This window comes from Bradyrhizobium sp. HKCCYLS1011 (genome assembly GCF_051167795.1).
In the GTDB taxonomy this organism is placed as follows: Bacteria; Pseudomonadota; Alphaproteobacteria; order Rhizobiales; family Xanthobacteraceae; genus Bradyrhizobium.
Window position 1 is genome coordinate 251,099 of the sequence record NZ_JBNPTT010000005.1, and the last position, 24,906, is coordinate 276,004.

At 61.3% G+C, this 24,906-nt stretch carries 22 protein-coding genes; 10 read left to right on the forward strand and 12 right to left on the reverse strand.

Annotated features, from left to right (window positions below; translation table 11 throughout):
- Positions 1–33: 33 nt before the first annotated feature.
- The 3 genes from ACQR1W_RS18225 to ACQR1W_RS18235 form a co-directional block, all read right to left on the reverse strand.
- Complete coding sequence (locus tag ACQR1W_RS18225) at positions 34–864, reverse strand: sensor histidine kinase (protein WP_434852079.1); 831 nt, start codon at positions 862–864, stop codon at positions 34–36.
- A gap of 1,394 nt (positions 865–2,258) precedes the next feature.
- The gene (locus ACQR1W_RS18230) at positions 2,259–3,014 is read right to left on the reverse strand and encodes a response regulator (protein WP_434852080.1); all 756 of its coding nucleotides are present in this window, start codon (positions 3,012–3,014) and stop codon (positions 2,259–2,261) included.
- A gap of 117 nt (positions 3,015–3,131) precedes the next feature.
- Complete coding sequence (locus tag ACQR1W_RS18235; protein WP_434852081.1) at positions 3,132–3,929, reverse strand: IclR family transcriptional regulator; 798 nt, start codon at positions 3,927–3,929, stop codon at positions 3,132–3,134.
- 281 nt (positions 3,930–4,210) lie between these two features.
- Between ACQR1W_RS18235 and ACQR1W_RS18240 the strand changes: the two genes are divergently transcribed.
- The 9 genes from ACQR1W_RS18240 (at position 4,211) to ACQR1W_RS18280 (ending at position 11,096) form a co-directional block, all read left to right on the forward strand.
- Positions 4,211–4,822, forward strand: coding sequence for a flavin reductase family protein (locus tag ACQR1W_RS18240; RefSeq protein WP_434852082.1), 612 nt, complete (start codon positions 4,211–4,213; stop codon positions 4,820–4,822).
- Between the two features lie 4 nt (positions 4,823–4,826).
- Entirely contained in the window at positions 4,827–6,185 is a 1,359-nt protein-coding gene (locus tag ACQR1W_RS18245; protein WP_434852083.1) for an MFS transporter, read from the forward strand.
- Positions 6,186–6,207: 22 nt separating this feature from the next.
- A complete protein-coding gene (locus tag ACQR1W_RS18250; RefSeq protein WP_434852084.1) occupies positions 6,208–7,068 on the forward strand; it encodes a fumarylacetoacetate hydrolase family protein in 861 nt (286 codons plus the stop codon).
- 2 nt (positions 7,069–7,070) lie between these two features.
- Positions 7,071–7,874 carry a 2-oxo-hept-4-ene-1,7-dioate hydratase gene (gene hpaH / locus ACQR1W_RS18255; protein ID WP_434852085.1) on the forward strand — a complete coding sequence of 268 codons (804 nt, stop codon included), beginning with the start codon at positions 7,071–7,073 and terminating at the stop codon, positions 7,872–7,874.
- A 16-nt stretch (positions 7,875–7,890) separates the two neighbouring features.
- Positions 7,891–8,286, forward strand: a complete 396-nt coding sequence (locus tag ACQR1W_RS18260; protein WP_008972177.1) for a RidA family protein — start codon at positions 7,891–7,893, stop codon at positions 8,284–8,286.
- Between the two features lie 11 nt (positions 8,287–8,297).
- Positions 8,298–9,173, forward strand: coding sequence for an amidohydrolase family protein (locus ACQR1W_RS18265; protein ID WP_434852086.1), 876 nt, complete (start codon positions 8,298–8,300; stop codon positions 9,171–9,173).
- Positions 9,174–9,274: 101 nt separating this feature from the next.
- Positions 9,275–9,769 (forward strand): hypothetical protein, encoded by a 495-nt coding sequence (locus ACQR1W_RS18270; protein WP_434852087.1) that lies wholly within the window; start codon positions 9,275–9,277, stop codon positions 9,767–9,769.
- 298 nt (positions 9,770–10,067) lie between these two features.
- On the forward strand, positions 10,068–10,415 hold the full coding sequence (locus tag ACQR1W_RS18275; protein ID WP_434852088.1) for a c-type cytochrome: 348 nt from the start codon (positions 10,068–10,070) through the stop codon (positions 10,413–10,415).
- 144 nt (positions 10,416–10,559) lie between these two features.
- Positions 10,560–11,096: a lipocalin-like domain-containing protein gene (locus ACQR1W_RS18280; RefSeq protein ID WP_434852089.1), complete on the forward strand. Its 537-nt coding sequence runs from the start codon at positions 10,560–10,562 to the stop codon at positions 11,094–11,096.
- A 33-nt stretch (positions 11,097–11,129) separates the two neighbouring features.
- On the opposite strand, the gene ACQR1W_RS18285 is transcribed toward ACQR1W_RS18280, so the two are convergent.
- The 8 genes from ACQR1W_RS18285 to ACQR1W_RS18320 form a co-directional block, all read right to left on the reverse strand.
- On the reverse strand, positions 11,130–12,236 hold the full coding sequence (locus tag ACQR1W_RS18285) for an ABC transporter ATP-binding protein (RefSeq protein WP_434852090.1): 1,107 nt from the start codon (positions 12,234–12,236) through the stop codon (positions 11,130–11,132).
- Between the two features lie 2 nt (positions 12,237–12,238).
- On the reverse strand, positions 12,239–13,132 hold the full coding sequence (locus ACQR1W_RS18290) for a carbohydrate ABC transporter permease (RefSeq protein ID WP_434852091.1): 894 nt from the start codon (positions 13,130–13,132) through the stop codon (positions 12,239–12,241).
- On the reverse strand, positions 13,129–14,070 hold the full coding sequence (locus tag ACQR1W_RS18295) for a carbohydrate ABC transporter permease (RefSeq protein ID WP_434852092.1): 942 nt from the start codon (positions 14,068–14,070) through the stop codon (positions 13,129–13,131). Before ACQR1W_RS18295 ends, ACQR1W_RS18290 begins: the two co-directional genes overlap by 4 nt.
- A gap of 1 nt (position 14,071) precedes the next feature.
- Positions 14,072–15,331, reverse strand: a complete 1,260-nt coding sequence (locus ACQR1W_RS18300; protein WP_434852093.1) for an ABC transporter substrate-binding protein — start codon at positions 15,329–15,331, stop codon at positions 14,072–14,074.
- A gap of 1,332 nt (positions 15,332–16,663) precedes the next feature.
- Positions 16,664–19,771 (reverse strand): efflux RND transporter permease subunit, encoded by a 3,108-nt coding sequence (locus ACQR1W_RS18305; RefSeq protein WP_434852094.1) that lies wholly within the window; start codon positions 19,769–19,771, stop codon positions 16,664–16,666.
- Positions 19,768–20,952: an efflux RND transporter periplasmic adaptor subunit gene (locus ACQR1W_RS18310; RefSeq protein ID WP_434852095.1), complete on the reverse strand. Its 1,185-nt coding sequence runs from the start codon at positions 20,950–20,952 to the stop codon at positions 19,768–19,770. Before ACQR1W_RS18310 ends, ACQR1W_RS18305 begins: the two co-directional genes overlap by 4 nt.
- A gap of 723 nt (positions 20,953–21,675) precedes the next feature.
- A complete protein-coding gene (locus ACQR1W_RS18315; RefSeq protein ID WP_434852096.1) occupies positions 21,676–22,701 on the reverse strand; it encodes an aldo/keto reductase in 1,026 nt (341 codons plus the stop codon).
- A gap of 200 nt (positions 22,702–22,901) precedes the next feature.
- Positions 22,902–23,399 carry a hypothetical protein gene (locus tag ACQR1W_RS18320; RefSeq protein ID WP_434852097.1) on the reverse strand — a complete coding sequence of 166 codons (498 nt, stop codon included), beginning with the start codon at positions 23,397–23,399 and terminating at the stop codon, positions 22,902–22,904.
- 217 nt (positions 23,400–23,616) lie between these two features.
- On the opposite strand from ACQR1W_RS18320, the gene ACQR1W_RS18325 reads away from it, so the two are divergent.
- A complete protein-coding gene (locus ACQR1W_RS18325) occupies positions 23,617–23,826 on the forward strand; it encodes a hypothetical protein (RefSeq protein ID WP_434852098.1) in 210 nt (69 codons plus the stop codon).
- A gap of 17 nt (positions 23,827–23,843) precedes the next feature.
- Here the strand turns inward: ACQR1W_RS18325 and ACQR1W_RS18330 are convergent, their stop codons facing one another.
- A complete protein-coding gene (locus ACQR1W_RS18330; protein ID WP_434852099.1) occupies positions 23,844–24,773 on the reverse strand; it encodes an NAD(P)-dependent oxidoreductase in 930 nt (309 codons plus the stop codon).
- Between the last annotated feature and the right edge of the window lie 133 nt (positions 24,774–24,906).

Consider the following 24,906-nt stretch of genomic DNA (forward strand, 5'->3'; position numbering starts at 1 on the left):
TGCTTTCGCGGCGGTCGCTCGTTGCAGGCAACGCTAGCCGTCGCTAGCCCCTTTCTTGATGGCATACCTGCGGCCTTTGTGTTCGATCGCAAAGTCATATGGGAATGTCGCACGAAGGGTGGTTCCTTGGCGCACCGCTGCCGGCCCGGATAATATCTCAAGCCGCCCTTCCATCTCTTCCACTCTGGCTTGCATGATGCGAAGCCCCGTCCCGAGTGCTGGCTTACGGAGACGGCATACGCCATTGCCGGCAGCTGCCATGCCTTGTCCGTCGTCACGAACCTCAAGCTGAAGTTTGCTTTGTCCCACCTCGATCGTTAGATTGACCCTCGTTGCTTTTGCATGACGGTAGACGTTCGTGAGGGCCTCCTGAACGATTCTCATTAGCGAGTGCTGGCTCTCGCGTGACAGACTATCCACCACGGGCGATATCAAAAACTCGACCGGTAAGGCCGTTCGAAGAGTGAACCCTTCCGCATACCGCTCGATTGTCCTCTTGAGCCCGTCCTCGAACAGGCTCTGCGGGTAGAGCAAATATGTGAGAGAACGGAGTTCCGTCAGCGCGCGGTTGATTGAGAGGTCTACTTGCTCGCAGTGCCGTTCCGCTTTCAGCGGATCCGCGAGAGCGTTTCTTACCTGCATCACGCCTAGACTCGCTGCTACCAGAAGCTGGCAAGTCGAATCATGAAGCGCGGACGCAATCTGCCGATGAAACTCCTCTTGCAGAGTGACTAGCTCCGACTCCAATTTGAACTTTCGCCTTGTCTCAATGCAGTCGCTTCGAATATTCCGAGTGAACAACGTCTTTTGCTGCGACATGAGATACTCACCTTTCTTCAGCCCCAATCCACTTGCCGGCTTCAAGGCGCATCCAGACGAATTTCCCCCTAAGTGAACGCAGCATTCGTCATGGGCTCTCAGGTAGGCAGTTCAGTATAAGTCACTATGAAGATACCCTTCAGGTTCAGGGCCTCAGGGAGGCTGCTCCTGACGTTCGATTTTGTTCTCTACCTGTTATTGATGTTTTCCAAATCACAACGCTGAGGCCGTGGCGCATACGAGAACATGCGATTCAGCACCCCAGGAGGGGCTCCCCTTTGCACAGCAATCCACGAGTCCACGAGAGCCGAGTGGTTTTAATCTACCTTCGATATGCTCGCTCAACATCTGCCGCTCAGGTTTTCGCGCTGAATACGGTTCGACTCGGCTCACAAGGGTTTCGGTGCTGCCCACGCGTTCGGCGCGGTCGTTCATGCCGCTGCTCGCGCTTGTGCTGCGGAGTGGACGCTCGGCATGATCACCATGGCGCTGATTGCGCCATTTTGTCGCACTATGGGATATCTGGGCAAGCATCGGGAAGTCACAAGCGCAACGAGACGTCACTTGGCGGAGCGCCAGCTGAACGAAGCCAGCTGGCGAGAAGTTCAACGCTCATCGCTACCTCAACATACGCGTTCGCGCCTCTGTTCTAATCTCAGTACACTCACCGGGTAGGTTCAGGGTTTTCTGGGACGGCTCATCAGGCCTCCTGCGATATGCTCATCCCCCTTGAGCTCTGACCAGTCGTGAATTCTTTGAGCAAGAACAGCACAATGGCAAAGACGACAAGTTTTGTTGAGTCTTCGCAGTTTTCGAAGCAGCATTGAACTTGCACGCAAATTTCAGGTAACCAGCTGGCCGCACCTTGCGGCTTTTATCCTGCCTATACGGTCGAGGTCTTGACGGGCTGCAACTGCCCAAATCTCCGCGCATAGATCGAGTAGTCTCATAGCGACATGACGTCGCGCTCCTTCATGATAGGGAGGATGTGCGGTGGCGGTCATCGATCCCGGATATAGGGCAAAAAATCCGTACTGCTCGAACGACGTGGCCACCTGGTTGGCTGGTTATCAAAAGTGTCGAGAGATATTGCCGCGGGCGCGAGATTTCGAGGACGTTGCCGAAGCGATGGGCGCGCTATCTACTGAGTTTCCGCAGCGGCACAGATGTAAGAAATGTTTGCAGAGTTTGCGTACTAGACAACTCGAACGACAGGGCAAGAAAGCGGCATTAACGCCGAAGCCCGAAGGCGTGTACCTGTCGCTACAACTGCGCACGGATAGCGAATCGATTGCGGTTCGGACGTTCTGGATATGCAGGTGCGGGTATTGAATTGGAGTGGCTTTGGAAGAGTTTGGAGTATGCTCGGCCTTTTGCCTTAGTGCCGTGCATCTGGCGCAATCGCTTCACAGATTCTCGGCGACGTAGTGGAGATGCGATCAGCGCTTCGGCTGAGTGGCCGGCGCAACGCAGACCTCATTGAGGATGGATACAGCGTTCTCGGACGGGCTTTGGGCAGTTGCGATTGTGGCCAGCATTTGCGCTGAAATTATCACCGCGCAGAAGCGCATGTTCGAAGGTCCCTGAAAGATTGAAGTTAACGTACCCGACGGTAGGCTCGGTTCAGACGTGTCAAAGTATATCGGGTCCTTCCGGACCAAAGCCAAGTTCCGAGATGATGAGCAGCGCGCTGCGCTACGGCCAGGGGACGCGCCCGACGGCTCGGCGCGTCCCAGGTTATTGCGAACCGTCTTTTGACTGAGATTGAGCAGGTCGGCGATCGCGCTGCTCGTCATTCCCGGGGCAAGCAGGCGCAGAATTTCTGTTTCGCGCGCGCCTAAGTGCTTGACCACGCTTCGTGGCCCGGCCAGCCGGTCGGCCGCGACGGCGCGCGCGATGTCCTCGCTTAAGAACCGTCCTCCGCCCGCGACGGTCCTCACCGCGCTCAGCAGGTCTTCCGGTTTGGTGCTCTTCGTCACGTATCCCGATGTGCCGGCCTCGAACGCCTTGAGCGCGAAAGCCGGGCCGGCGTGCATGCTGAAGGCGAGCACCTGGGCGTCCTCGTCCCACTGCCGTATATGACGCACCGCCTCAAGGCCGCTAGCGCCGGGCAGGGCGATGTCCATGATCGCAACGTCTGGACGGTGGTCCTTGTAGGCGCAATAGGCCTGCATCGGGTCTTCGGCTTGGCGCACACATGAAATCCGGCCTGGCGTTCGAGCAGCCGGCGATAGCCTTCGGGCCTTATTCCATCAGCGCAAGGCGGTCCTTAGCAAAGGGATGCGTTACCCTGGTTGCGGCAATGGGATTCATCAAAGCGCGTGTTCAATTGACCGAGCGGCGCGCATCGCCGCCTCCGCGACCTCGGATGCTCGCCGAGGATTGAGGCGCCTTCGAATTGCGGACACCGTCACCGCTGCGAGCGCCTGTCCATCGCGGCCGGTGATCCAGGCCGAGATCGAGCGGGTGCCCTCGATCAGCCCCTTGTCGCGCAGATTATAGCCGCGCCGGCGTGCCTCGGCGATCTGCTCGAGGATCACAGAGACTGTTGTCTTATATGAGCCGAAGCGGTTGGCGTTCCTTTCGAGGATCGCACGCGCTTCACGCGCCGGCATGGCGGCTAGGATCGCCACGCCAGCACTGCTGACGCCGAGCGGCCGGCGCGCACCGACCTCGATCGACAGCACCTGGATTGGAAAGCTGCCCACGCGTCGCGACACGCACAGAGTATCCAATCCCGTGCGCGTGGTCAGAAACACTGTGTCGCCGATCTCTGCGGACAGTTCTGCAAGCGAGCGCTCGGCGACGACGAGCAGCTTCGAGCGTGTCTGGCGCGCCAGCGCGAGTTCGGGCACCTGCCGCCCGACCGCGAAGCGATCGCTCGCCTCGATCCGTTCGACGATACCTTCCTCGATCAGCACGTGAATGATGCGATGGACGGTCGGCCGCGTCAGCCCCGTGATGCGCACGACCTCGCGTAACGGCAATCCGTTCTCGCGGCCCGCCGCCAGAATGCGGAGAACTGCGAGTGCGCGCCTGATGGCCTGCGCGCCCTGGCGTGGGCCTTGCCGGGGTGCGGCCGCACCCACAATCGATTTGTTGCGCTGCACCCGATTCTCCATTGTCCACAATATGGACAAAATGGACATAATTTCCTGGACGCGAAAAGCCCCACGGATCACATCACGCCACAACTATACGCGTTCGACATCGATCGGGAACGCGTGAACAACAACAGACGCGGCAAGCGGACTTCAGATGGGTTGGAAACATTGTCAACGTAGCGGCAATACGCCGCAGCCACACGAACAAGACGCATCGCCCGACAGCGCGAAGCGCTATCGCGGCGTAGCTGCTCCGGTCGAGGGGCGTGTGCAGCGGGGATCGGCTTATGCCAAGCATTGATCCCCGGGATCTCGGCGCCGAGCAGGCCTACAGATTGCTGACCGGCATCGTGGTGCCACGGCCGATCGCCTGGGTCACGAGCCTTTCGCGCGCGAAGACCGTCAATCTGGCACCGTTCAGCGCTTTCACCTTCGTCTCGCCCAAGCCGCCGATGCTTGCCATCAGTGTCGGACGTAAGGGGAATGTCTACAAAGATACTGCGCGCAACATCCTCGATCGCGAGGAGTATGTCGTGCACATCGCCGATGCGCCGCTGATGAATGCCGTACACGAGAGCTCTGTCGAACATCCATCCGACGTCAGTGAGGTCGACGTGCTTGGCCTGGAGACGGTCGCAAGTGACCGCATCGCGGTGCCGCGACTGGCAGCGGCGCCGGTCGCGATGGAATGCCTCTTCCGGCAATGCCTCGAATTCGGCGAAACGCGCAGCCGTCTGATCGTCGGGGAAGTGATTGCGTTTCACATCAGGGAGGAGCTCCTCAACGACGGCAAGATCGAGACCGAGAAACTCAACCCGATCGCCCGGATTGCCGGGCCGCGTTACGCCCGGCTCGGTGAGATCGTCACGCTGAAGTCTGTTTTTCAAACCTCGAAGTGACCCGATGACGACAATCTCGCGAGCCGAAGGCATGCTTCAGGCCGACGCAGCGCCGATCGCGGCCGATCAAGGTTACACCCCGCGCGAGCGCGTCGCGATCATCCTGTCGTGCATGCTCGGCTTTGCGCTCGATCTCTACGATGTCCTCATCATGCCGTTCCTGATGGGATCGATCCAGAAGTCGCTCAACATCTCGCTTGGCCAGGTCGCCAGCGTCACCAGCCTGACCTTGATCGGCTCGGTGCTGGGCGGTGCGCTGTTCGGCTGGGCCGGCGACCGAATTGGCCGCCGCCAGTCGCTCCTGCTGACCCTCGGTGTCTTCGCCATTGGCTCGATCGCCTCGGCCTTCGCCTGGGACTATGCGAGCCTCGCCGTCCTGCGTTTCGTCACTGGCGTCGGGCTCGGCGGCGAATGGGGCGCCGGCATGGTGCTGTTCAACGAAGCCTGGAACAAGGAACGCCGTGGCCTGGGCAGCGCCTTCATCCAGGGCAGCGCGGTGATCGCCAGCGCCGGCGCCTCGATCGTCGGCGTCTGGGCCACGACGTCATTCAGTCTCGAATGGGGCTGGCGGATCGCGCTGCTGACCGGCGGCTCGCCGCTGCTTCTGATGATCTTCATCCGCTTCTTCATGCCGGAATCAAAGGCGTGGCTGCAATTTGATAGCCAGCGCAGGGCCGGTACGGCACCAGTAGCGGCTCGCTCGACCAACACACTGGTCGCCATGTTCGGCCGGGACCTGATCAAGGTCTCGGTGATGTCGCTGCTGTGGATGATGGGCTACATGTTCTGTTACTACGGCGTCGTCGTGTTTATGCCGACCTTGTTGCAGCGTTCGCTCGGCACCCCGCCCGATATCATCAGGAACATCTCGGTCGTCGCCTCCTTCGTCGGCGGGCTCTCCTACATCAGCATGGGATTGCTGAACGACAAATTTGGCCGGCGGTTCGGTGCGCTCGTTCCGGCGCTCGGCTGGATCGTCATGGTCGGCGGACTCTATGTTTACGGACACCAGGCGTTCGCCGGCAGCGTGCTCGGCTTCCCGATGCTCTGGATCTATTTCGCCTTCGTGATCGGCAACTCGGCGCTCGGTGTCGTCGGCACCTGGCTCTCGGAGCTCTATCCGATCGAGGTGCGCTCCACAGCCGTCTCCGTCGTCTACATGGCCGGCCGCGGCGTCGGTAGCCTCGCGCCCGTGGTGGTGCCGATGGTTGCTGCGGCGTTCGGCGGGCAACTGGCGGCGGGCATGCTGGTCGTCGCGCCCGCGCTGCTCGTCTTCCTCGCCATGACCTTGATGCTTCCGGAAACGCGCGGCCGCGATCTCAGCGTTCACGCCGGCGCCAGGATCCGGCAGCAGGCGATTTGAGGGCCATTCTCGGAGGACTCTGATGAAACTCTGCACCTATCTTGTCGATGGGAAGAACCAATACGGCGTCGTCATCGGTGATGGCGTGGTCGAGCTGAGCGAGCCACTCGGCTCGGAATTTCCCGATCTGCGCAGCCTGATCGCCGCGGACGCACTCGCAAAGGCGAGGGTCGTGGCAGCGGGGCGAAAGCCGGACCGTCGGCTGAGCGAGCTGACATTGCTGTCGCCGATTCCGGCACCGGAAAAGATCTGGTGCATTGGCGTCAACTACAGGGATCGCAACGCGGAGTACAAGGACAATTCGGACCTGCCGAAATATCCCAGCCTGTTCGTGCGCAATCCGTCGTCGATCGTCGGTTCGGGGCAACCAATCGAAAAGCCAAAAGTGTCTGAGCAGCTCGATTATGAAGGCGAGCTCGTCATCGTCATCGGCAAGGAAGGCCGACACATCGGCCGCGAGAATGCGTGGTCGCATATCTTCGGCATGACCCTTTGCAACGAAGGCTCAGTCCGGGACTGGCTGCACCACGGCAAGTTCAACGTCACCCAGGGCAAGAACTTCGACCGTTCGGGTAGCATCGGGCCGTGGATCGTCACCGCGGACGAGTGCGATCCAAAAGGCCCGCACGATATCATCACGCGGGTCAATGGCGAGGTGCGGCAGCAGGACTCCACCGAGCGGGTGATGTTCACCTTCGACTACCTGATCTCATACCTGTCGACATTCGCTACGCTCAAGCCGGGCGACATGATCGCGACGGGAACGCCGACCGGTGCCGGCGCCCGGTTTACGCCGCCGCGCTGGCTCAAGCCCGGCGACGTCGTCGAGGTCGAGTCGACCCGGATCGGCATCCTGCGCAACGCGGTCGCCGAGGAGAAGTGAACGTGCTCGACCAGAAGACAATCGACATGCTGGCGCGCCGCCTCGACGAGGCCGAGCGCACCAAATCCCTGATCTCGATGTTCACGGCCGAATATCCGGATATGGTGATCGACGATGCCTACGCGATCCAGCGCAGCTGGACGGCCCTTCAATTGGAGCGTGGCCGTGTCATCAAGGGCCACAAGATCGGCCTGACGTCGAAAGCGATGCAGAACGCGGTCAGCATCTCCGAGCCGGACTATGGCGTGCTGTTCGCCGACATGTTCTATCAGGATGCCGGCACCATCCCTTATGACCGATTCCATGCGCCGCGGATCGAAGTTGAGCTGGCCTTCGTGCTCAAGACCGAGCTGCGCGGGCCCGCTTGCACGATCTTCGATGTACTCAACGCCACCGGCTACGTCACCCCCGCGCTCGAAATCCTGGAAACGCGGATGCATCGCGTCCATCCCGAAACGAAGAAGCCGCGGACGGTCATCGACACGATCTCGGACAATGCGGCGAACGCCGCGCTGGTGGTCGGCGGCCGTCCGTTCCGCCCGCTCGATGTCGACCTGCGCTGGGTCGGCGCGCTGCTGTTCAAGAACGGACAGGTCGAGGAGACCGGCATCGCCGCCGGCGTCCTCAATCATCCGGCCTATGGCATCGCCTGGCTCGCCAACCGGCTGGCGCCGCATGGTGAGCACCTCGCCGCGGGGGAGGTGGTGCTGGCGGGGTCGTTCACGCGGCCGATCGAGATCAGCCGCGGCGATACCATCCACGCCGACTACGGTCCCCACGGATCGGTCTCCTGCCAGTTTGTCTGAAGTTGGAGTTCACCCGATGACATCGACCTCGAAGCGACGCCGCAGCGTCCATATCGGCGAGTTCAAACACGTCAATCCGATCCCGAATGCGAGCCGGATCGGCAATCTCCTGATGTCCGGCGTCATCCTCGGACGCGACCCGAAGACCGGCGAGATGCCGGCCGACATCGAGAACCAGTGCGCGAACATGTTCGCGCATATGAGGGCTATCGTGGAGGCGGGCGGTGGCACCACGGATGACATCATCAAGATGACGGTCTGGCTGAAAGATCGCAGCCAGCGCGGTCCGGTGAACGTGGAGTGGCTGAAGATGTTTCCGGACGAGCATTCCCGTCCAGCGCGCCACGCGCTTTCCATGGAGATGGAAGGCGGCGCGCTGGTGCAATGCGACTTCACCGCGGTCATCGATTGAGGAAGAGTTCGATGCCGACCTATCTGCCGTTCGATCCCAATCCGCGCACGCCCGCCGAAAAGCCGCCGCGCAAGAGCATCGACAGCCAATTTCACGTGCTGGGATCGCCGGAGCGCTATCCGACCCGGCCAGGTGCGGCGTACCAGATGCCGAGCGCGACCTGGGAGGCCGCATTGCGTGTGCACACGGCGCTCGGCATCGAGCGCGGCATCATCGTGCAGACCACGACCTATGGCGCGGATCACGCGGTCGTGCTGGACGCTCTGGCGGCCATGGGACCGAACTACAAGGCCTGTGCCAACGCGTTGGTATTTGCCGAGCGTGACGATGCCTATCTCGCCAAGCTGAACGACGCGGGCGTCGGTGGCGCGCGTTTCAGCTTTCGCAAGGAACTGGGCGCTGTGCTGTCGGACAGCGACTATGCGCGCGCCATCGCGCGGATCAAGGAGCTTGGCTGGTACGCCAAGTTCCAGCCGGAAAAGGACGGCATCGTCGCCAATCTCGACAAGATTGCTTCGCTCGAGGTGCCGGTCCTGATCGATCACATGGGGCGGCCGGACCCGGCCTTGGGTAAGAACGATCCAAATCTCCGTGCGGTGCTCGATCTGCTGTCGAAGGGCAATTTCTGGGTGATGCTTTCGCTTGGCGAGAAGACATCGAAGAAGGGGCCGCCCTGGGACGACGTGCTGCCGATCGCGCACGCCTATCTGGAGGCGGCGCCCGACCGCTGCGTCTGGGCCAGCGACTGGCCGCATCCGGTCTCGGTCGTACAGCCACCTAACGACGCCGACTTGCTCGAGCTGCTTTATCGGTACGTACCGGACGAGGCCCTGCTCGAAAAGGTTCTGGTCAAGAATCCGGCGACATTGTTCAAGTTTTCTGACTGAACAGCGAACTTCGGGACGGTCCAGCATGTTCGTTGGCCGGTGAACGGCTTCTGAATTGCTGCCTCATCGCTGGTCAGGCGGATGCGGATCGCATCCGCCGCATGTGGACGTCCGTCCGAGCGATCGAGGAGCAAGGTGCGGCCACGGCGGAGATCTCGACGTCCGGATTGTCTTGCTCGCTGGTCGTTGCCTCCGTCCACTTCAAATTCGATCTCTCGCGCAAGGCTCAAACCGAAGGCATCATCAGAGCGATGCACAATCGCCGTGTCTCGATCATCGGTCACCCTACCGGACGGCTGATCGGCGAACGCGAGGCTTACGAGACCGATATGGAGGCCATCATCGCGGCTGCCCGAGAGCGCGGCTGTCATCTCGAGCTCAATGCCGATCCGGACCGGCTCGATCTCAACGACATCAATTCCCATGCCGCGAAGTTGGCAGGCGCGAAGCTTGCGATCTCGACGGACGCGCATTCAGTGGCCGGTTTTGCCAACATGCGTTTCGGTGTCGACCAGGCTCGGCGCGGCTGGCTTGAAGCTGCCGACGTGATCAACACCCAACCGTTGTCGCGCCTGAAGAAGATGCTGAAGCGCTAACGCGGTTGCTTGATCCGCCGCAAGGTTGCGGATGCGAGGTTGCGTATCCTTCTTGATAAGGACGAGTGATGAGTATCGTGCAGAGGATCGATGCGGCGACGACTAGGCTGCAGGCGCCGGCAGGCGCAGCCGCCGGAATCGTCGGCGGGCTGGCCGCCGGTGCATTTGTTCGGCGCGGCTATCGGCGCAAAAGGACGTGATAACCGTTTCTCGCTCCGCCGAATGACGTGCAACGGGGCGGCGTTATGCAGATTGATGAAGCCGGGCTGTCGCCGGCTGGTTACGGAGAGCCGGACGCATGTCAGCGCATTCTATGGTTCGGGCTCTGAGCCTCAGTGTCGGATTGCTCCTGTGTTTGCCGGCAAATGTGGATGCCGTAAACCTGAGCAAGGCTGCGGAACGGGGCAGGATCATCCTTCAGGAAAAGTGCGGGCGCTGCCACGCCATCGAAGCCATAGGTGAAAGCCCGCTCAAGACTGCTCCGCCGATGCGCGATATCTACGTCCGGTTCGATCCGCGCGAATTGCAGGCGGAGTTGTCGGAGGGCATGGTTTCCAAGCACAGGGACATGCCGCAGATCGAATTTTCCGATCAGGACGTGTACGCGATCATGAGCTACCTTTACACTCTCGCAGTCAAAAAATGAGGGCCTGCAGCCAGGAGATTGCTGGCACCTCTGTATCGAAATCAATCTGCCCTTGACGGGCTGCATGATCCCCTCGCTGGTGGGCATCGCCGCTGGTCTTGCAGCTCGCGACTGCATGGAGGGTTCCCATCGGGGGAGTTGGCAATGAAATCAGATCCTGCGCAAATCAAGCTTTCGCACCGGAGCCGCTCTGCAGCCGGCCTGGCGCGCCTGGTTCTCGTCGTCGCGCTCTGTTTGAGCGATCGATCTGGATTTGCTGCCGAAACCAGCGGAGTGGTCGGCCTTTGGAAATTGGTCTCATACCAAATTGAGGTGCAAGCAACCGGCGAAAAGGCAGCAATCATGGGCGAGCGGCCATCCGGCTATGCAACTTTCTCGTCAGACGGCCGGGTCTTCTTCATGCTGACGGGCGATGGGCGAAAGCCAGCGAAAACCGACCTGGAGCGCGCGGAACTCCTGAATACACTTGTCGCCTACACAGGAATGTACCGCATCGAAGGCGACAGGTGGATTACCAAGGTCGATGTCGCATGGAATCCGGAGTGGGTTGGCACCGAGCAGGTACGATCGTTCAAGATCGAAGGAGATCAATTGCAGGTCTTCTCGCCATGGCGCGTCATGCCGAATTGGGCCGAAAAGGGAACGACCCGCAGTATCGTGACATTCGAGCGGACGAAATAGGCCAGTTGGCCTCTGTGCCGGCTGGAAAGAATATCAGATGCGTTTTCCAGAATCGGGATCGAACAGCTTCGCCTTGTCCATATTAACCTCGAAAGAGTACAGGCTGCCGATCGGCGCCCGATCCTCGGGATGGACGCGCGCGATCATCTCGACACCGCCAAGGTCGAACACGATCATGGTATCGGGTCCGGTCGGTTCGACGACGTCGACCGGACGTTTGAACGTGCAGAGGAACTCGCTCGGCTTTTGGGTGCCCTGACGGGTGATGATTTCCGGCCGCAGTCCCAGTTTCAGGTGGCGCCCGATATGAGCGCCGATTGAGGTTGCCGATCCCGCCGGAACGGCAAGTCTCACATTGCCGCTTGCGTCTTCCACTTGGAGCCAGATCCCACTATCCTGAACAACTCGAGCCGACACCAAATTCATCGCTGGCGAGCCCATGAAGCCTGCCACGAACAGGTCCGCCGGCTGTTCATAGACAATTTCCGGCGCAGCGAACTGTCGGATGCGCCCGTTGTCCATCACGGCGATGCGCGATGCCAGGGTCATCGCCTCCACCTGATCGTGCGTGACATAGATGGTAGTTTGCCCCAGGCGGGCATGCAACTTCTTGATCTCAGTGCGCATCTCCACACGGAGCTTGGCGTCGAGATTGGACAAAGGCTCATCGAAGAGGAAAACGTCCGGCTCGCGCACCAGCGCTCGCCCCATGGCGACCCGCTGGCGCTGTCCACCGGACAGTTGTCCGGGCTTGCGCTGCAGCAGCTGCTCTATGTGCAGCAGTTCGGTGACGCGAGCCAGTGCCTGTTGCTGCTTGTGCTCCGGGATCCGCCGCGTCACCATCCCGAACAGGATGTTGTCGCGCACGGTCTTGGTCGGGTAGAGCGAATAGGACTGGAACACCATAGCGATGTTTCGATCCTTCGGCGGCACGTCATCGACGATCCGGTCACCGATCCTGACGTGACCTCCGGACAACGTCTCGAGCCCGGCCACGATGTTGAGCAGGGTCGACTTGCCGCAGCCCGAAGGACCGACGAGCACGACGAACTCGCCGTCGGCGATTTCGAGGTCGATGCCGTCGAGCACCGCAGTGGCGCCGAATTGCTTATAGACCTTGTCGAGATATACGGAAGCCACGGTCAACCTTTCACAGCACCAGCGGAGAGTCCGCGCAAGAAATAGTTTCCGGCGATGATATAGACCACCAGGGTCGGAAGGGCGGCGATGATGGCCGCCGCCATATCGACGTTATATTCCTTGACGCCTGTTGAGGTCGCAACGAGATTGTTCAGCGCGACCGTCACCGGATTGCTGTCGCCGGCCGTGAAGGCCACGCCGAACAGATAGTCGTTCCAGATCTGGGTGAACTGCCAGATCACGGTCACCACGATCGTCGACGGCGCGAGCGGGAGCACGACCTGGAAGAAGATCCGGAAGAAGCCGGCGCCATCGATCTTGGCGGCATTCATGATGCCGTCCGAGACGGTGACGAAGAAGTTGCGGAAGAACAGCGTCGTGAACGGGATTCCGTAGATGACGTGGACCAGCACCAGCCCGGGAATAGTCCCGGCTAGATTGAGGACGCCGAGCGTGCGTGCCATCGGCAACAGGACGACCTGGAAGGGGATGAAGGCACCGAACAGGATTAGCCCGAACAACGTCTCCGAGCCGGGAAACCGCCACTTCGCCAAGGTATAGCCGTTGACGGCGCCAAGCATGGTCGACAGCAAGACCGCCGGACCGACCATCAGGACCGAATTCCAAAGATAGGGCTTGAGACCGGCGCAGCGTACCCCGACACAGGCGGAGTCCCAGGCTTTCGGCCAGGCCTCAAAGCTCACCGCGCGCGGGAGGCTGATCAGCGAGCCGCTCCGGATCTCGGCGAGCGACTTCAATGATGTTGCAATCATCACCAGTAGTGGCAATAAATAATAGAGAACAAACAGGCCGAGGATCGCAAACAGGACGCCGCGTAGCATCGTGGTCCGGATCCCGGTCGGGCGCACAATGCCGGGCGCGCGCGAGCCGATCATTGACGGCCCGCCCGCAGTTCGGACCACAGATACGGCACCATGATCGCCACAACTGTCGCCAGCATCATTGTTGCGCTCGCTGCTGCGGTGCCGAGTTCGCTGCGCTGGAAGGCGAAAGAGTACATGAAGGTCGCTGGCATATCGGTCGCATAGCCCGGCCCGCCGTTCGTCAATGCAATGACGAGGTCGAAGCTCTTGATCGCGAGATGGCTCAGCACGACAAATACCGACAGAAAGATCGGCCGCAACATCGGCAGCACGAGCTGGATATAGAGGCGGAACGGACCGGCACCGTCGACCGCGGCGGCCTTGAGAACATCGTCATCGATCGAGCGCAGGCCGGCGAGAAATAGTGCCATGGCATAGCCGGAGGATTGCCAGATGCCGGCAATCACGACGGTGTAGATTGCCATATTCGGATTGACCAGCCAGTCGAAGCGAAAGCTCGTAAAGCCGAGCGACTGCACCATCTTTTCGAGTCCGAGACCGGGATTAAGAATCCATTTCCAGGCGGTGCCGGTGACAATGAACGACAGTGCCATGGGGTAAAGATAGATGGTGCGGATCACACCTTCGACGCGGATGCGCTGATCGAGCAGGATCGCCAGGAAGATGCCGATGACGGTGCAGCCCACCATGAACAGGGTTGTGAAGATGAACAGGTTGGCAATCGCCACGTACCAGCGTGGTGTCGCCCACAGCCGCGTGTACTGCACGAGCCCCGCGAAAGTATAGTCGGGCAGGACGCTGGACCGGGTGAACGAGATGTAGATCGTCCAGACGATGAACAGATACACGAATACGAACACGGCTGCGCCAGACGGACTTATGACCAGGCGTGGCAGCCAAGTGTCGACGCGTCGCAGGAATCGGTGGGGCGCTGCGTGGGGCATGGCGTGCTCGACGGACGAGGCGCTGCCGAGGGCAGCGCCATTCATCTCATGACTTCGCGCGCTTGATCGCCTCGTTCAGCCGCCTGACGGCCTCCTGCGAGCTCATGTCTGAATTGAAATGGCTGGTCACGACGTCCAGGATCTCGCCGCGCACCGAACGTGAAACGGCCATTTCATGCGCCATGCTTGGAACGAGGGCATTCGCCTCGGTGTCGGCGGCCAGATCGTCCATCGATTTCAGGGCGCAGGAATCGAACTTGTCGCGCGGCACACCGAGCCGCGCTGGGATCGATCCCTTGTTGAGGCTGAACGTCTCTTGAAAACCTTCCGACATGATCAGGCTGGCAAGCACCTTCTGGCCCTCCAGCTTGTCATCACCCTTTACCTTGAACATGGCAATGCTGTCCGAATTCAGGATGAAGCCCGGCAGGCCCGGAGCTGGAATGCACAAGAAGTCCTTCCCAGCGACCTTCCCAGCGGCCACGAACTCACCTTTCGCCCAGTCTCCCATCACTTGGAAGCCGGCCTGGCCGTTCATGATGGTGGCCGTAGCGAGATTCCAGTCGCGACCGGAAAAATCCGGGCTGACATAGGAACGCAGCTTGCGCATCTGGTCGAACACCTTGACCATCGTGCTACTGGTGATCGCCTTTTCGTCGAGCTCGACCAGCGATTTGCGATAAAACTCGGCGCCGCCCAGCCCGAGTACGACCGTCTCGAACAAGGTCGCGTCCTGCCACGGCTGGCCACCATGGGCCAGCGGCGTGATTCCGGCCGCCTTGAGCTTGTCCGCTGCCGCATTGAATTCGTCCCAGGTTGTCGGGGGAGAAACGCCTGCCTTGGCAAGCACCGCCGGATTGGCCCAGATCCAGTTGACCCGATGAATGTTGACCGGGGCAGACACGTATTTGCCATCGAATTTCATGATCGACGCAAGCATTGGTGGCAGCAATTGATCCCACTTTTCGGCGCGAGCAACGGCGTCGATATCGGTCAATACGCCCTGTCGCGCCCATTCCTGAATGTTCGGTCCTTTGAGTTGAACCGCGCTCGGCGGATTGCCGCCGACTACGCGCGCTCGCAAGGCGGTCATGGCGGCATCGCCACCTCCTCCTGCGACCGGAGAATCGATCCATTTGCCACCTTGGGCTTCGAAGGAGCTCTTTAGCGTGGCGATTGCCTTGGCTTCGCCGCCGGATGTCCACCAGTGCAGCACCTCGACAGTACCGCCAGCTTGACAGATGCTTGGAAACGTCAGGGCACCAAGCAACACGCTTAGCGCCGCGGTACGACCGACGATCGACATGGGTGTCCTCCTCACCGTTTCGTTAGAGCCCTGCTCCGGTCGGCAACCGAAGTTGTGAAAAATTGACAGGCCCATTGCGAGGAGCGTTGACTTGCGTCAACAAAATCGACGCAAGCGTCCGAGCTAGCCGATCAACAGCAGCTCGTGATCGGTGGCTTCAGCCGGTCCTTCGAAGGGCGTGCGCACGCGGATGTGTCCTTGAGCGCTCGCGAGCCTTACGGGGTCTAGGCTGGTGAATACGGTCTCTTTCTTGATACACGCAAAGCGAGCAATGTGACGAGTTTCGCGGCCACCCCGATCGGGGTGATTGGCCGGAATCACCGCATGGGTAGATCATCACGATTGTTGCTTAGTATGTCAGACACAGGGAGGCAAATGCTGTTCGCCGCGCAAGGCTCTCAGCATCCTTCCTTCCGCTTGCCGGCGGTGGAAGATTGGCGGCACCGGAGGCTTCCTGCGCACGACAATAGTAGTCCACGAGCGAGACTACCGGCCAAAAGGCTTTGATGTGAATCAATCGGCCGATGCTGCGACCATCCTTATGTTTCACAAATGGATGAAATGCAATGGAGGCTTGTCATGGATCGGCACTTGCTTGCGATGCTATTTGGCTGCAGCGCTGGCCTGCTGCTTGCTACCAGCGTTGACGCTCGCTCGTCGTATGACGGCTCGTGGAACATCACTTTTGTCACGCAAAGCGGAGATTGCAGCCCGACGTACAATTACTTGGTCAACATAGAGAATGGCGTGATAACCTCGCCTAACGTTGCGACATTCAGGGGCACCGTCACGGGTTCGGGAGCGGTTCGTGCGTCCGTTACCGTGCAGGAAAGGCGCGCATCTGGGTCCGGCAAGCTAACGGGCGTCCGAGGTCGAGGGACCTGGATCGGCTGGTCCGGAGAGCAGCGCTGCGCCGGATCCTGGACAGCCGAGCGGGCCTGGTAATCACCTAGATCGAGAGGGGCGAGTTGACGCTCGATCGCAGCCGCGCCAATGCCTTCTACACCGCGCTTCAGGCTGCGGGAATGCCGCATGTGCCGGACGAATTTTCAGTCGTGGCATAGCATCAGGTTATCGCGGCCTCCGTCCTCGCCGAGATTGCCGACGTCATTCGCACCTTCGATCGCTTCACCGGTCGCGTCGCCTATCCGGCCCCCTGCGCTGGGGTGTCCGGATAAACAGGCCAATGGGCACCCCCCCCCCGGGTGACCAAGCTGCTCCATGACTCATCATCAATACGCGTGAGAATTGAGAGCGCTTTGAGGTCCTGGCCGACGCGAAAGCTTTGGCCTCCCTTCAATCCCCCAGATGGTATGCCGCCCACACAATCAATCATTCGGCGGGGATCGCTTTGGCCTCGGTGATCGCCGGGTGCCTCGCGCCGAACAGCCAGGTTTGCACCCTGTCAAGATAGATGTAGATGACCGGGGTCGTGTATAAGGTCAGCACCTGCGATACGACTAGGCCTCCGACAATGGCATAGCCGAGCGGCTGGCGGATTTCCGATCCCGCACCGGTGCCCACCATCATGGGTACGCCGCCAAGCAGCGCCGCCATCGTCGTCATCAGGATCGGGCGAAATCGCATGACGCAGGCGCGATAGATGGACTCCTCCGCCGTTAGTCCCTCTTGGTGCTCGACATGCTGGGCGAAGTCGACCAACATGATTCCGTTCTTTTTCACGATGCCGATCAACAGGATGATGCCCACGATCGCGATCACGGAAAGATCAAGGTGAACCGCCTTCAAGAGCAGCAGCGCGCCAAGGCCGGCCGACGGCAGCGTCGAGATGATGGTGATCGGGTGAATGAGGCTTTCATAGAGTATGCCGAGAATGAGATAGATCACGAACAGCGCTGCTACGATCAGTATCGGGGTCGTCGACAGGGACTGACCGAAGGCCTGTGCATTGCCCTGAAAGCTGGTCTGCAGCGACAGCGGCTTGCCCAGATCCTTCTCAATCTTCTGGATGGCAGCTGTGGCCTGGCCTATCGCGGTGCCCGGCAGCAGGTTGAAGGAGATTGTCACTGACGGGAACTGGCCCTGATGGTTGATCAGGAGCGGCGCGACTTTCACTGCGCTGTCGACCAGCGTCGACAACGGCACCTGCTGGCCGCTGGAAGATTTGACGTAGATGCCCGTGAGCGCCTCTGGCGAATACTGGAACTTGGGATCGACCTCCAGCACAACATGATATTGGTTCAGCGTCGTGTACATGGTCGAGACGATGCGCTGGCCAAAGGCGTCGTCGAGCGTATTGTCGATGGTGTAGGGCAGGATGCCATAGCTCGAAGCCACCTCGCGCTTGATGGTTATGTCGAGCAGCGGGCCGGCGTTGAGCTGGTCGGTCGCGACATCGGTGATGCCCGGAATCTGCTTGATCCTATCGAGAAACAGCCCCGCCCAATGATTAAGCTCGCCCTGGTCGGGGTCATCCAGCGTGTATTGATACTGCGTCTTGGCGACGCGGCCGCCGATGGTGATGTCCTGGGCGGCCTGCATGTAGAGCGTGATTCCCTGGATTTTGGCGAGATTGGTCCGCAGCCGCCCCAGCACCTGATCCATGCTGTCGCGCTGATCGCGCGGCTTGAGCGCGATGAAGACACGGCCATTATTGACTGTAGCGTTGCCGCCGCCGGCCCCGACCGCCGCACCGATCGACGCCACAGCGGGATCCCGCATGATGGCATTGAGCAGGGCCTGCTGACGCTCGGCCATGGCCTGGAAGGAAATGTCCTGCGCGGCCTCCGAGAGGCCAATGATCAATCCGGTGTCCTGCTCGGGAAAGAAGCCCTTGGGGATAACGAAATAGAGATAGCCGGTCAGCACGATGGTCGCAAACATTGACAGCAGGGTAATGAAGCGGTGCCGCAGCACGATCCTGAGCCCCGCCTCGTAAATGCCAAGCAGCCCGTCAAAACCCTTTTCGAAAACACGGAAAAGCCGGCCGTGCTCCTTGCTTTTGGGCTTGAGCAGCCGCGCGCACATCATCGGGGTCAATGTCAGCGAAATCACAAGCGACAGCACCAGTGCGACGCTCACGGTGACCGCGAACTCGCGGAACAGAAGGCCGACATATCCGCCCATCAAGAACAGCGGAATAAATACGGCAATCAGAGACAGTGTGATCGACACGATGGTGAAGCCGATCTCGCCGGCGCCCTTGAGCGCGGCTTCGAAAGGCGTGGCGCCTTCCTCCATATGGCGAACGATATTCTCGATCACGACCACGGCGTCGTCGACCACGAAGCCGACCGCGATCGACAGCGCCATCAGCGAGAGATTGTCGAGGCTGTAGCCCAGCTCGTAAAGCACGGCGAAGGTGCCGATCAGCGATAGCGGCACGGTAACGGACGGGATCACCGTGGCCCAGAAGTTGCGCAGGAAGATGAAGATCACCATCACCACCAGCGCAACCGTCAGCATCAAGGTGAACTGCACGTCGCTGACCGAGGCGCGAATGGTCTCGGTGCGGTCGGATATGACGTTGATTCTGATCGCCGGCGGGATCGACGCCTGCAGCACCGGCATCATAGCGTTGATCCGGTTCACGGTGTCGATGACGTTGGCGCCGGGCTGGCGCTGGATTGCGAGGATAATGGCGCGCTGGTTGTTATACCAACCGGCGATCAGGTCGTTTTCCGGAGCGCTGATCGCGCGGCCGACATCGCGGACGCGGACGGGCGCACCGTTGCGGTATGCGATGACCAGATTGGCATAGTCGTCGGCCGTCAGCAGCTGGTCGTTGGTGTTGAGGGTGTAGGTCTGGCGTGGGCTGTTGAGCGTGCCCTTTGCGAGGTCAACGTTGGCCTGGCCGAGGGCGGTGCGGACGTCTTCGAGGTTGATGCCGCGCGCTGCGAGCGCCTGCGGATCAAGCTGCACACGGACCGCTGGCTTCTGCTGGCCGCCAATGCCGACGAGGCCGACGCCCGAAACCTGCGATATCTTCTGCAGCAGGATGTTCTCCGCATAGGCGTCGACGGTGGTCAGCGGCAGAGAGTCCGACGTGAGGCCAAGCACCAGGATCGGCGTGTCGGCCGGATTGACCTTCCGGATCGTCGGCGGATAGGGGATGCCGGTCGGCAAATACGGGGTCGCGGCATTGATCGCCGACAGCGTGTCGCTGACGGTCCCGTCGATCTGGCGATTCAGGTCGAATTGCAGCGTGATCTGGGTGTAGCCGAGCGCGTTGGCCGAGGTCATCTGGGTGAGCCCCGGGATCTGGCCGAATTGCGTCTCCAGCGGCGTGGCGACGGACGAGGCCATGGTCTGGGGATCCGCGCCTGGCAGTTGGGCCGTGATCTGCAGGGTTGGATAGTTGACATTCGGTAGCGACGCCACCGGCAACAGCGGGTAGGCGACAAGGCCGCCGACCAACAGCCCGACCATCAGCAGGGCGGTTGCGATCGGTCGCTGGATGAACGGCGCGGATATGTTCATGGGATGGATGCTTGTTGCGCTTGCTGCGCCGCTGCTTCCTCTGCCGCCTGGCCGTGCAGGACCGCGATACGCGTGCCCGGCTGCAGCCTGTATTGTCCGTCGACCACCACCTGTTCGTTGGGTGTCAGGCCGGAATCGATCAACGCTTCGCCGTCGCTGATTTGAGCGACCTTGATCGGACGGGTCGCCACCGTGCTGTCCGCATTGATGACGTAGGCATAGGCGCCGTTCGGACCCTGCTGCACGACGGAAGCGGGAACGGTCAGGCCGCCGTGCCTGACATCGACCAGCAGCCGCGCGTCGACGAGCTCGCCGGGCCAAAGTTCGTGCTGCTTGTTGGGAAAGGTCGCCTTGAGCTGGATCGAGCCTGTGGTCTGCAGGATTTCATTGTTGACCAGGGCGAGGTCGCCCTGGCCGAGCTGCGTGGTGTTGTCCTGGCTGTAGGCGAGCACTGGCAGTGGGGCCTTTGTTCGTTGCTGCTGTCGCTGGATTTGCGGCAGTACGGTTTCAGGCAAGGTAAAGATCAGCGAAATCGGATCGAGCTGGGTGACGACCACCAGGCCGTTGGTTGTTGATGGGCTGATGATGTTGCCGACGTCGATCTGGCGGATCCCGACCACGCCATCGATCGGCGAGGTCAGCCGGGTGTAGCTCAATTGCACATTCGCAGCATCGATGAGGGCTCGGTCGGTCTTGATCGCCGCCTGCAGCTGGCCGACTTGCGCCTTTTGCGTTTCGATCAATTGCGGCGTTGCCCAGCCCTTGTCGCCGAGCTGGGCGTAGCGCGTGAGGTTCGCGCCGGCGTTGGTGAGCTGCGCCTGGTCGCGTTCCAGATTGCCCGTGTATTGCTCGGTCAGCGCCTGGTAGGGACGGGGATCGATCTGCGCCAGCAAGTCGCCCACGTGCACGCTCTGTCCTTCGGTGAAGTTGATGCTGGTGATCTGCCCCTGGATCTGTGCGCGCACGACATCGGTGTTGTAGGCGATCACCGTGCCGACGCCGGTCAGATAAATCGGCACGTCATGCTGCGCGACCGCGCCACCGACGACTGGTACCGGGGGCGGCTCCGCGGGCGCAGCAGCGGCCTCTCGCAGCGGTCTGGCATGCGTCAGATAGAGAAGGGCGCCTGCCGTGACGGCGATGCCGAGCAAGGCAGCGGGAACGAGGACGTGCTTTCTCATGGCTGCTGGTGCTCGCAAGTCGATCTACGGAGCGCTGGCGCTGCCCGTTGTCGTGGTGGGTGATGGAGATGTGACGGGCATTGTCAGCATGGTTGGCGGCATACCGACGGCCGGCGATGCAATGCTGGGGAGTGGCACCATCGCAGCGGAGCTCACCCCGAGACTTCCGATCTCGGTCGAACCCAGGGGAATGCCGGTTCGCGCCGTTCCGCCCTGCGTCGTCGGCGAGGTCGGCATTGAAGATGCGGCGAGGCTGCCCGCGCCGGAGCCGCACATGCCGGACATGCCCGACGTGTCGATCATGGCCCACGTCGTCGGCAGTGCGGGCGAGTTCGATGGCGCCGCGGCCGATGGGTTCGGCGTTGCCGTCGGCGAGGAAGCCGCAGTGGTCGGCATCGCGCTCCCGACCGACATGCCGCCACCGTCAAAGGACGAGGTCGATCCGAACATCGCGGCCGCCGAGGTGCCGGTGGTTGAACATCCTGACATGGCGGTCGAGGATGTAACCAGCGGGCTTACGCCGGGCGAGGCGATTTCCGTCGAGCCCAAAGGAATTCCCGTGCCGCCGACCGGTGCGCTCGGAACCATGCCAAGCGGCGATGTCGCGGAGAGCGAAGGCGTCGGCGTCACCGCGGCCTGCCCGAAGGCAGGGCCCGCCAGTAACGCGCATGTTGCGGCAATCAGAAAGTGTCTCATCATATCTTCCTACAGGCTGATGGTCGATCAGGCGGCGACACGAGCCGGAGGCGCCATGAATTCCGGTCCGACCGGATCTTTGATGGACATCTCCAGAATGCGATCGATCTCGGCCATCGTCGCGTCGTCGATGGTCCAGCCCAGGACCTCGGCGACCGGTCCAAGCTGGTCCGCCCGTCGCGCGCCCCACAAGGCGATGTTTTGATCGTTTCGATCGAGCACCCAGCGCAGCGCGAGATGGATGACCCGCCTCCCGAAGCGCTCCTGTGCCAGGCGGTCCAGCCGCTCGACGGCGGCGAGATATTGCGCGAAGCGCGGCGTGCGGAATTTCGGATCGTTCTTGCGCAGATCGTCGCCGGCAAAGCTGCTTGACGCATCCATGTGGCCCGACAACAATCCGCGGCACAACGAGCCGTAGGCGAGCACCGCGATGTGGCGTGCCGCGCAATAGGGCAGCACGTCTTTTTCGATGCCGCGTTCGAACAAATTGTAGGGCGGCTGTGCCGCATGCAGCGGGGTAGCCGTGCGGAATTCCTCCATCTGGCCAGAGCTGAAATTGCTGACGCCGATGGCACGGATCTTACCGGCCTGCTTGAGCGCGGCCATCGCTTCGGCCACTTCCACAATCGGCGTGTTCGGATCGGGCCAATGCACCTGATAGAGATCAATCACATCGGTCTTCAATCGGCTCAGCGAAGCTTCGACTTCCGCGATGATCCGCGCCTTCCGCGCGTTGCGAAAGGGTTTGCCCTCCCGCCAATCCAGGCCGACCTTGGTGGCGATCAATGCGTTCTGTCGGCGGCCGCCCATGGCAAGCGCCTTGCCGACGATTTCCTCCGAACGGCCGAAACCATAGACTGGCGCCGTATCGATCAGATTGATGCCGCGATCCAGCGCCGCGTGGATGGTGTCGATGGCGTCGTTCTCATCGCTGCCGCCCCACATCCAGCCGCCGATGGCCCATGTTCCGAGAGCAATCCGCGAGGCGCGAATCGAGGTTCCGCAAATGTCGACGAATTCCATGTCGGCTTGGCTGGATGATGGAATGCTCATTGTCTTCAACTCCTGTTTGCGGTCGAGATGCGACGGCAACTTGGCGCATCATGTGTTCGCGAAACTCGCGCCGTGCGGTTGCGGTCGAACGGGCTTACGTTGTCTTGAGACGCCGTGAGATCACTGCGGAGGGAGCGATCGCACGAGACCTCCCTCCGCAGCATCGGTACACGCGCAAGCGTAACGCGTGCGCGTCGCACTTAGCCGCAGCTCGGCGACCAGATGTGGTTCGGATAGCGGTAGTAGAGGTCGTAGCAGTCGGGGTCGTAGCCGTAATCGAGGCCGTAGCCATAGCGGTGTCCACCGAAGCGATGCATGGCATGATGCGGCAGTCCCGCGGTGTGGCTGCCGACGCCGATGTGGTCGCCCCCGAAGTGCTCCATGGCACCGCTGGCAATGCGGCCGGTATGGACGCCTCCGCCAACTCCTCTCATCGCGCCGGCGCCCATGCTCCCGATATGCGGACCTGTGCCAAAGCCTCCGGTGCGGCCGCCGCCAAAGCCGCCCATATGTGCGCCGCCAGCGAAACCTCCCATGTGGCCACCGCCGCCAAAGCCACTGCCGAAACCGCCGCTATGTCCACCGCCACCGCCGCCACCATGTCCACCGCCGCCGCCACCGCCGCGGGCATCGGCTGCTGCCGTCAGCAAACTCGTGGCCAGGGCGGCCGTCGCCAATATCGTTATTGCTCGTTTCATCACGTCACTCCTATCAACAGGGGGAACCGGTCGTACAACTCAGCCCACTGCACGACGCCGAACGTTCCGATACGCGAAAGGTAGGAGCGGCGTCCGCGGCTTCCACTAAATTCATTTTTAGAGGGGCGCCGTGCCGTTGGCACGAGCCAGTGTTGCGCGTCCTCGGTTTCCTCGAGCGCGCGAGAGCTCTCGGTCCCATCGATCGCCGAGGCTCGCCATGACGAAAAATCGGGCTGGCGCATTGCTCCCCAAGGTGAATGGAAGCCAAAAGGCTTCTGGTCTTGAGGTGCGACAGAGCACCTTGTTTCGAAGGCACCATCTCGTCACGTCGCTTCAACAGGGCGCGATCGTGCTCACGCCTCGCGTCGCCTCAGCGGCGCTGAAATCGGCCGGCACGACGACATCGGTCACGATCGTGGTCATGTGAAGAACGGCAATCGACGCTCACAGGCCGGCCTCTTCGAAGGCCAGCAACGCAAGCGCGGTCCAGTCGCGTGCGGCGTGACCCCGCGCGATTGCGGTGATCATGCGATCCCGCACCACACTCACCGACGGTATCGCGACGCTGGCCTTCTCCGCCTCTGCGAGGGCGAGGCGCACGTCCTTCAGCGCCATCGGCATCGCAAGGCCGGGCGCATAATCTCCGGCAACGATCCGGCGGCCGTAGATCGTATGGACGCGACTGCCGAACATCGTGCCTGTCATGATGTCGAGAAATTGTTGCGGGTCCTGGCCGCGCTTCCGAAGCAGAGCGATCAATTCGCCAAGCACCTGAAGCGTGGTTGCCGTCATCATGTTCCCCAGCAGCTTGATCAGATTCGCCTGCGCCGGCTCGGACCCGACGAAGAAGGTGCGGCCCAGCCGTTCGATCAACGGGCTGCAACGTTTGCAGGCGGTCACAGGGCCCGCGACGATGACGGCGAGCTCCCGCGCTTTCGCGGCCGCGGGGTTTCCGAACACAGGCGCCGCCACATAGTCTTGTCCGCGGATCTTATGCGCGTGCGCAAACTCCGCGGATGCGGTGGTGCTGATTGTGCTCATCGAGAGATGGATCGTGCCGGGGCCGAGGTGCGCGGCAATGCCCTCGGTGGCGGTCTTGCCGAAGAAGACCTCGCGAACCGCATCGTCGTCCGGCAGCATGCTGAGCAGGATGTTGCAATCGGACAGGTCCTGCATGCTTGTGGTCGGAATCAGGTTCAGCGCCTTCAGCTCGACTAACCGTGCTGGGCGACGGACATAGGCTCTCACGCAATGGCCGACTGCGGCGAGGTTCGCCGCGATCTCTGTCCCCATCAGGCCAAGCCCGATGACGCCAATCTTGTCGAGGGAAGGCCGATTGCCGGTGTCGCCCTTGAAGGATTCTTCGTCCAGCATGGTCGTTCTGCTCCGCTGTGCATGTGAGCCGGCTGAGACGTAGGTCGGCGGCCTCGCGACGTCGGTTAAATTCGAGTTTAGTTTGCCCGGCTATAGGGGCTGCGATCCAAGCCGGATCGCGGCCCTGTCACCG

Coding starts and splice junctions, on each gene's coding strand:
- ACQR1W_RS18240 (WP_434852082.1), top strand. CDS start 4,211: ATGCCAAGCATTGATCCCCGGGATCTCGGCGCCGAGCAGGCCTACAGA.
- ACQR1W_RS18245 (WP_434852083.1), top strand. CDS start 4,827: ATGACGACAATCTCGCGAGCCGAAGGCATGCTTCAGGCCGACGCAGCG.
- ACQR1W_RS18250 (WP_434852084.1), top strand. CDS start 6,208: ATGAAACTCTGCACCTATCTTGTCGATGGGAAGAACCAATACGGCGTC.
- ACQR1W_RS18260 (WP_008972177.1), top strand. CDS start 7,891: ATGACATCGACCTCGAAGCGACGCCGCAGCGTCCATATCGGCGAGTTC.
- ACQR1W_RS18265 (WP_434852086.1), top strand. CDS start 8,298: ATGCCGACCTATCTGCCGTTCGATCCCAATCCGCGCACGCCCGCCGAA.
- ACQR1W_RS18270 (WP_434852087.1), top strand. CDS start 9,275: ATGTGGACGTCCGTCCGAGCGATCGAGGAGCAAGGTGCGGCCACGGCG.
- ACQR1W_RS18275 (WP_434852088.1), top strand. CDS start 10,068: ATGTCAGCGCATTCTATGGTTCGGGCTCTGAGCCTCAGTGTCGGATTG.
- ACQR1W_RS18280 (WP_434852089.1), top strand. CDS start 10,560: ATGAAATCAGATCCTGCGCAAATCAAGCTTTCGCACCGGAGCCGCTCT.
- ACQR1W_RS18290 (WP_434852091.1), bottom strand. CDS start 13,132: ATGATCGGCTCGCGCGCGCCCGGCATTGTGCGCCCGACCGGGATCCGG.
- ACQR1W_RS18295 (WP_434852092.1), bottom strand. CDS start 14,070: ATGAATGGCGCTGCCCTCGGCAGCGCCTCGTCCGTCGAGCACGCCATG.
- ACQR1W_RS18300 (WP_434852093.1), bottom strand. CDS start 15,331: ATGTCGATCGTCGGTCGTACCGCGGCGCTAAGCGTGTTGCTTGGTGCC.
- ACQR1W_RS18305 (WP_434852094.1), bottom strand. CDS start 19,771: ATGAACATATCCGCGCCGTTCATCCAGCGACCGATCGCAACCGCCCTG.
- ACQR1W_RS18310 (WP_434852095.1), bottom strand. CDS start 20,952: ATGAGAAAGCACGTCCTCGTTCCCGCTGCCTTGCTCGGCATCGCCGTC.
- ACQR1W_RS18315 (WP_434852096.1), bottom strand. CDS start 22,701: ATGAGCATTCCATCATCCAGCCAAGCCGACATGGAATTCGTCGACATT.
- ACQR1W_RS18320 (WP_434852097.1), bottom strand. CDS start 23,399: ATGAAACGAGCAATAACGATATTGGCGACGGCCGCCCTGGCCACGAGT.
- ACQR1W_RS18325 (WP_434852098.1), top strand. CDS start 23,617: ATGACGAAAAATCGGGCTGGCGCATTGCTCCCCAAGGTGAATGGAAGC.
- ACQR1W_RS18330 (WP_434852099.1), bottom strand. CDS start 24,773: ATGCTGGACGAAGAATCCTTCAAGGGCGACACCGGCAATCGGCCTTCC.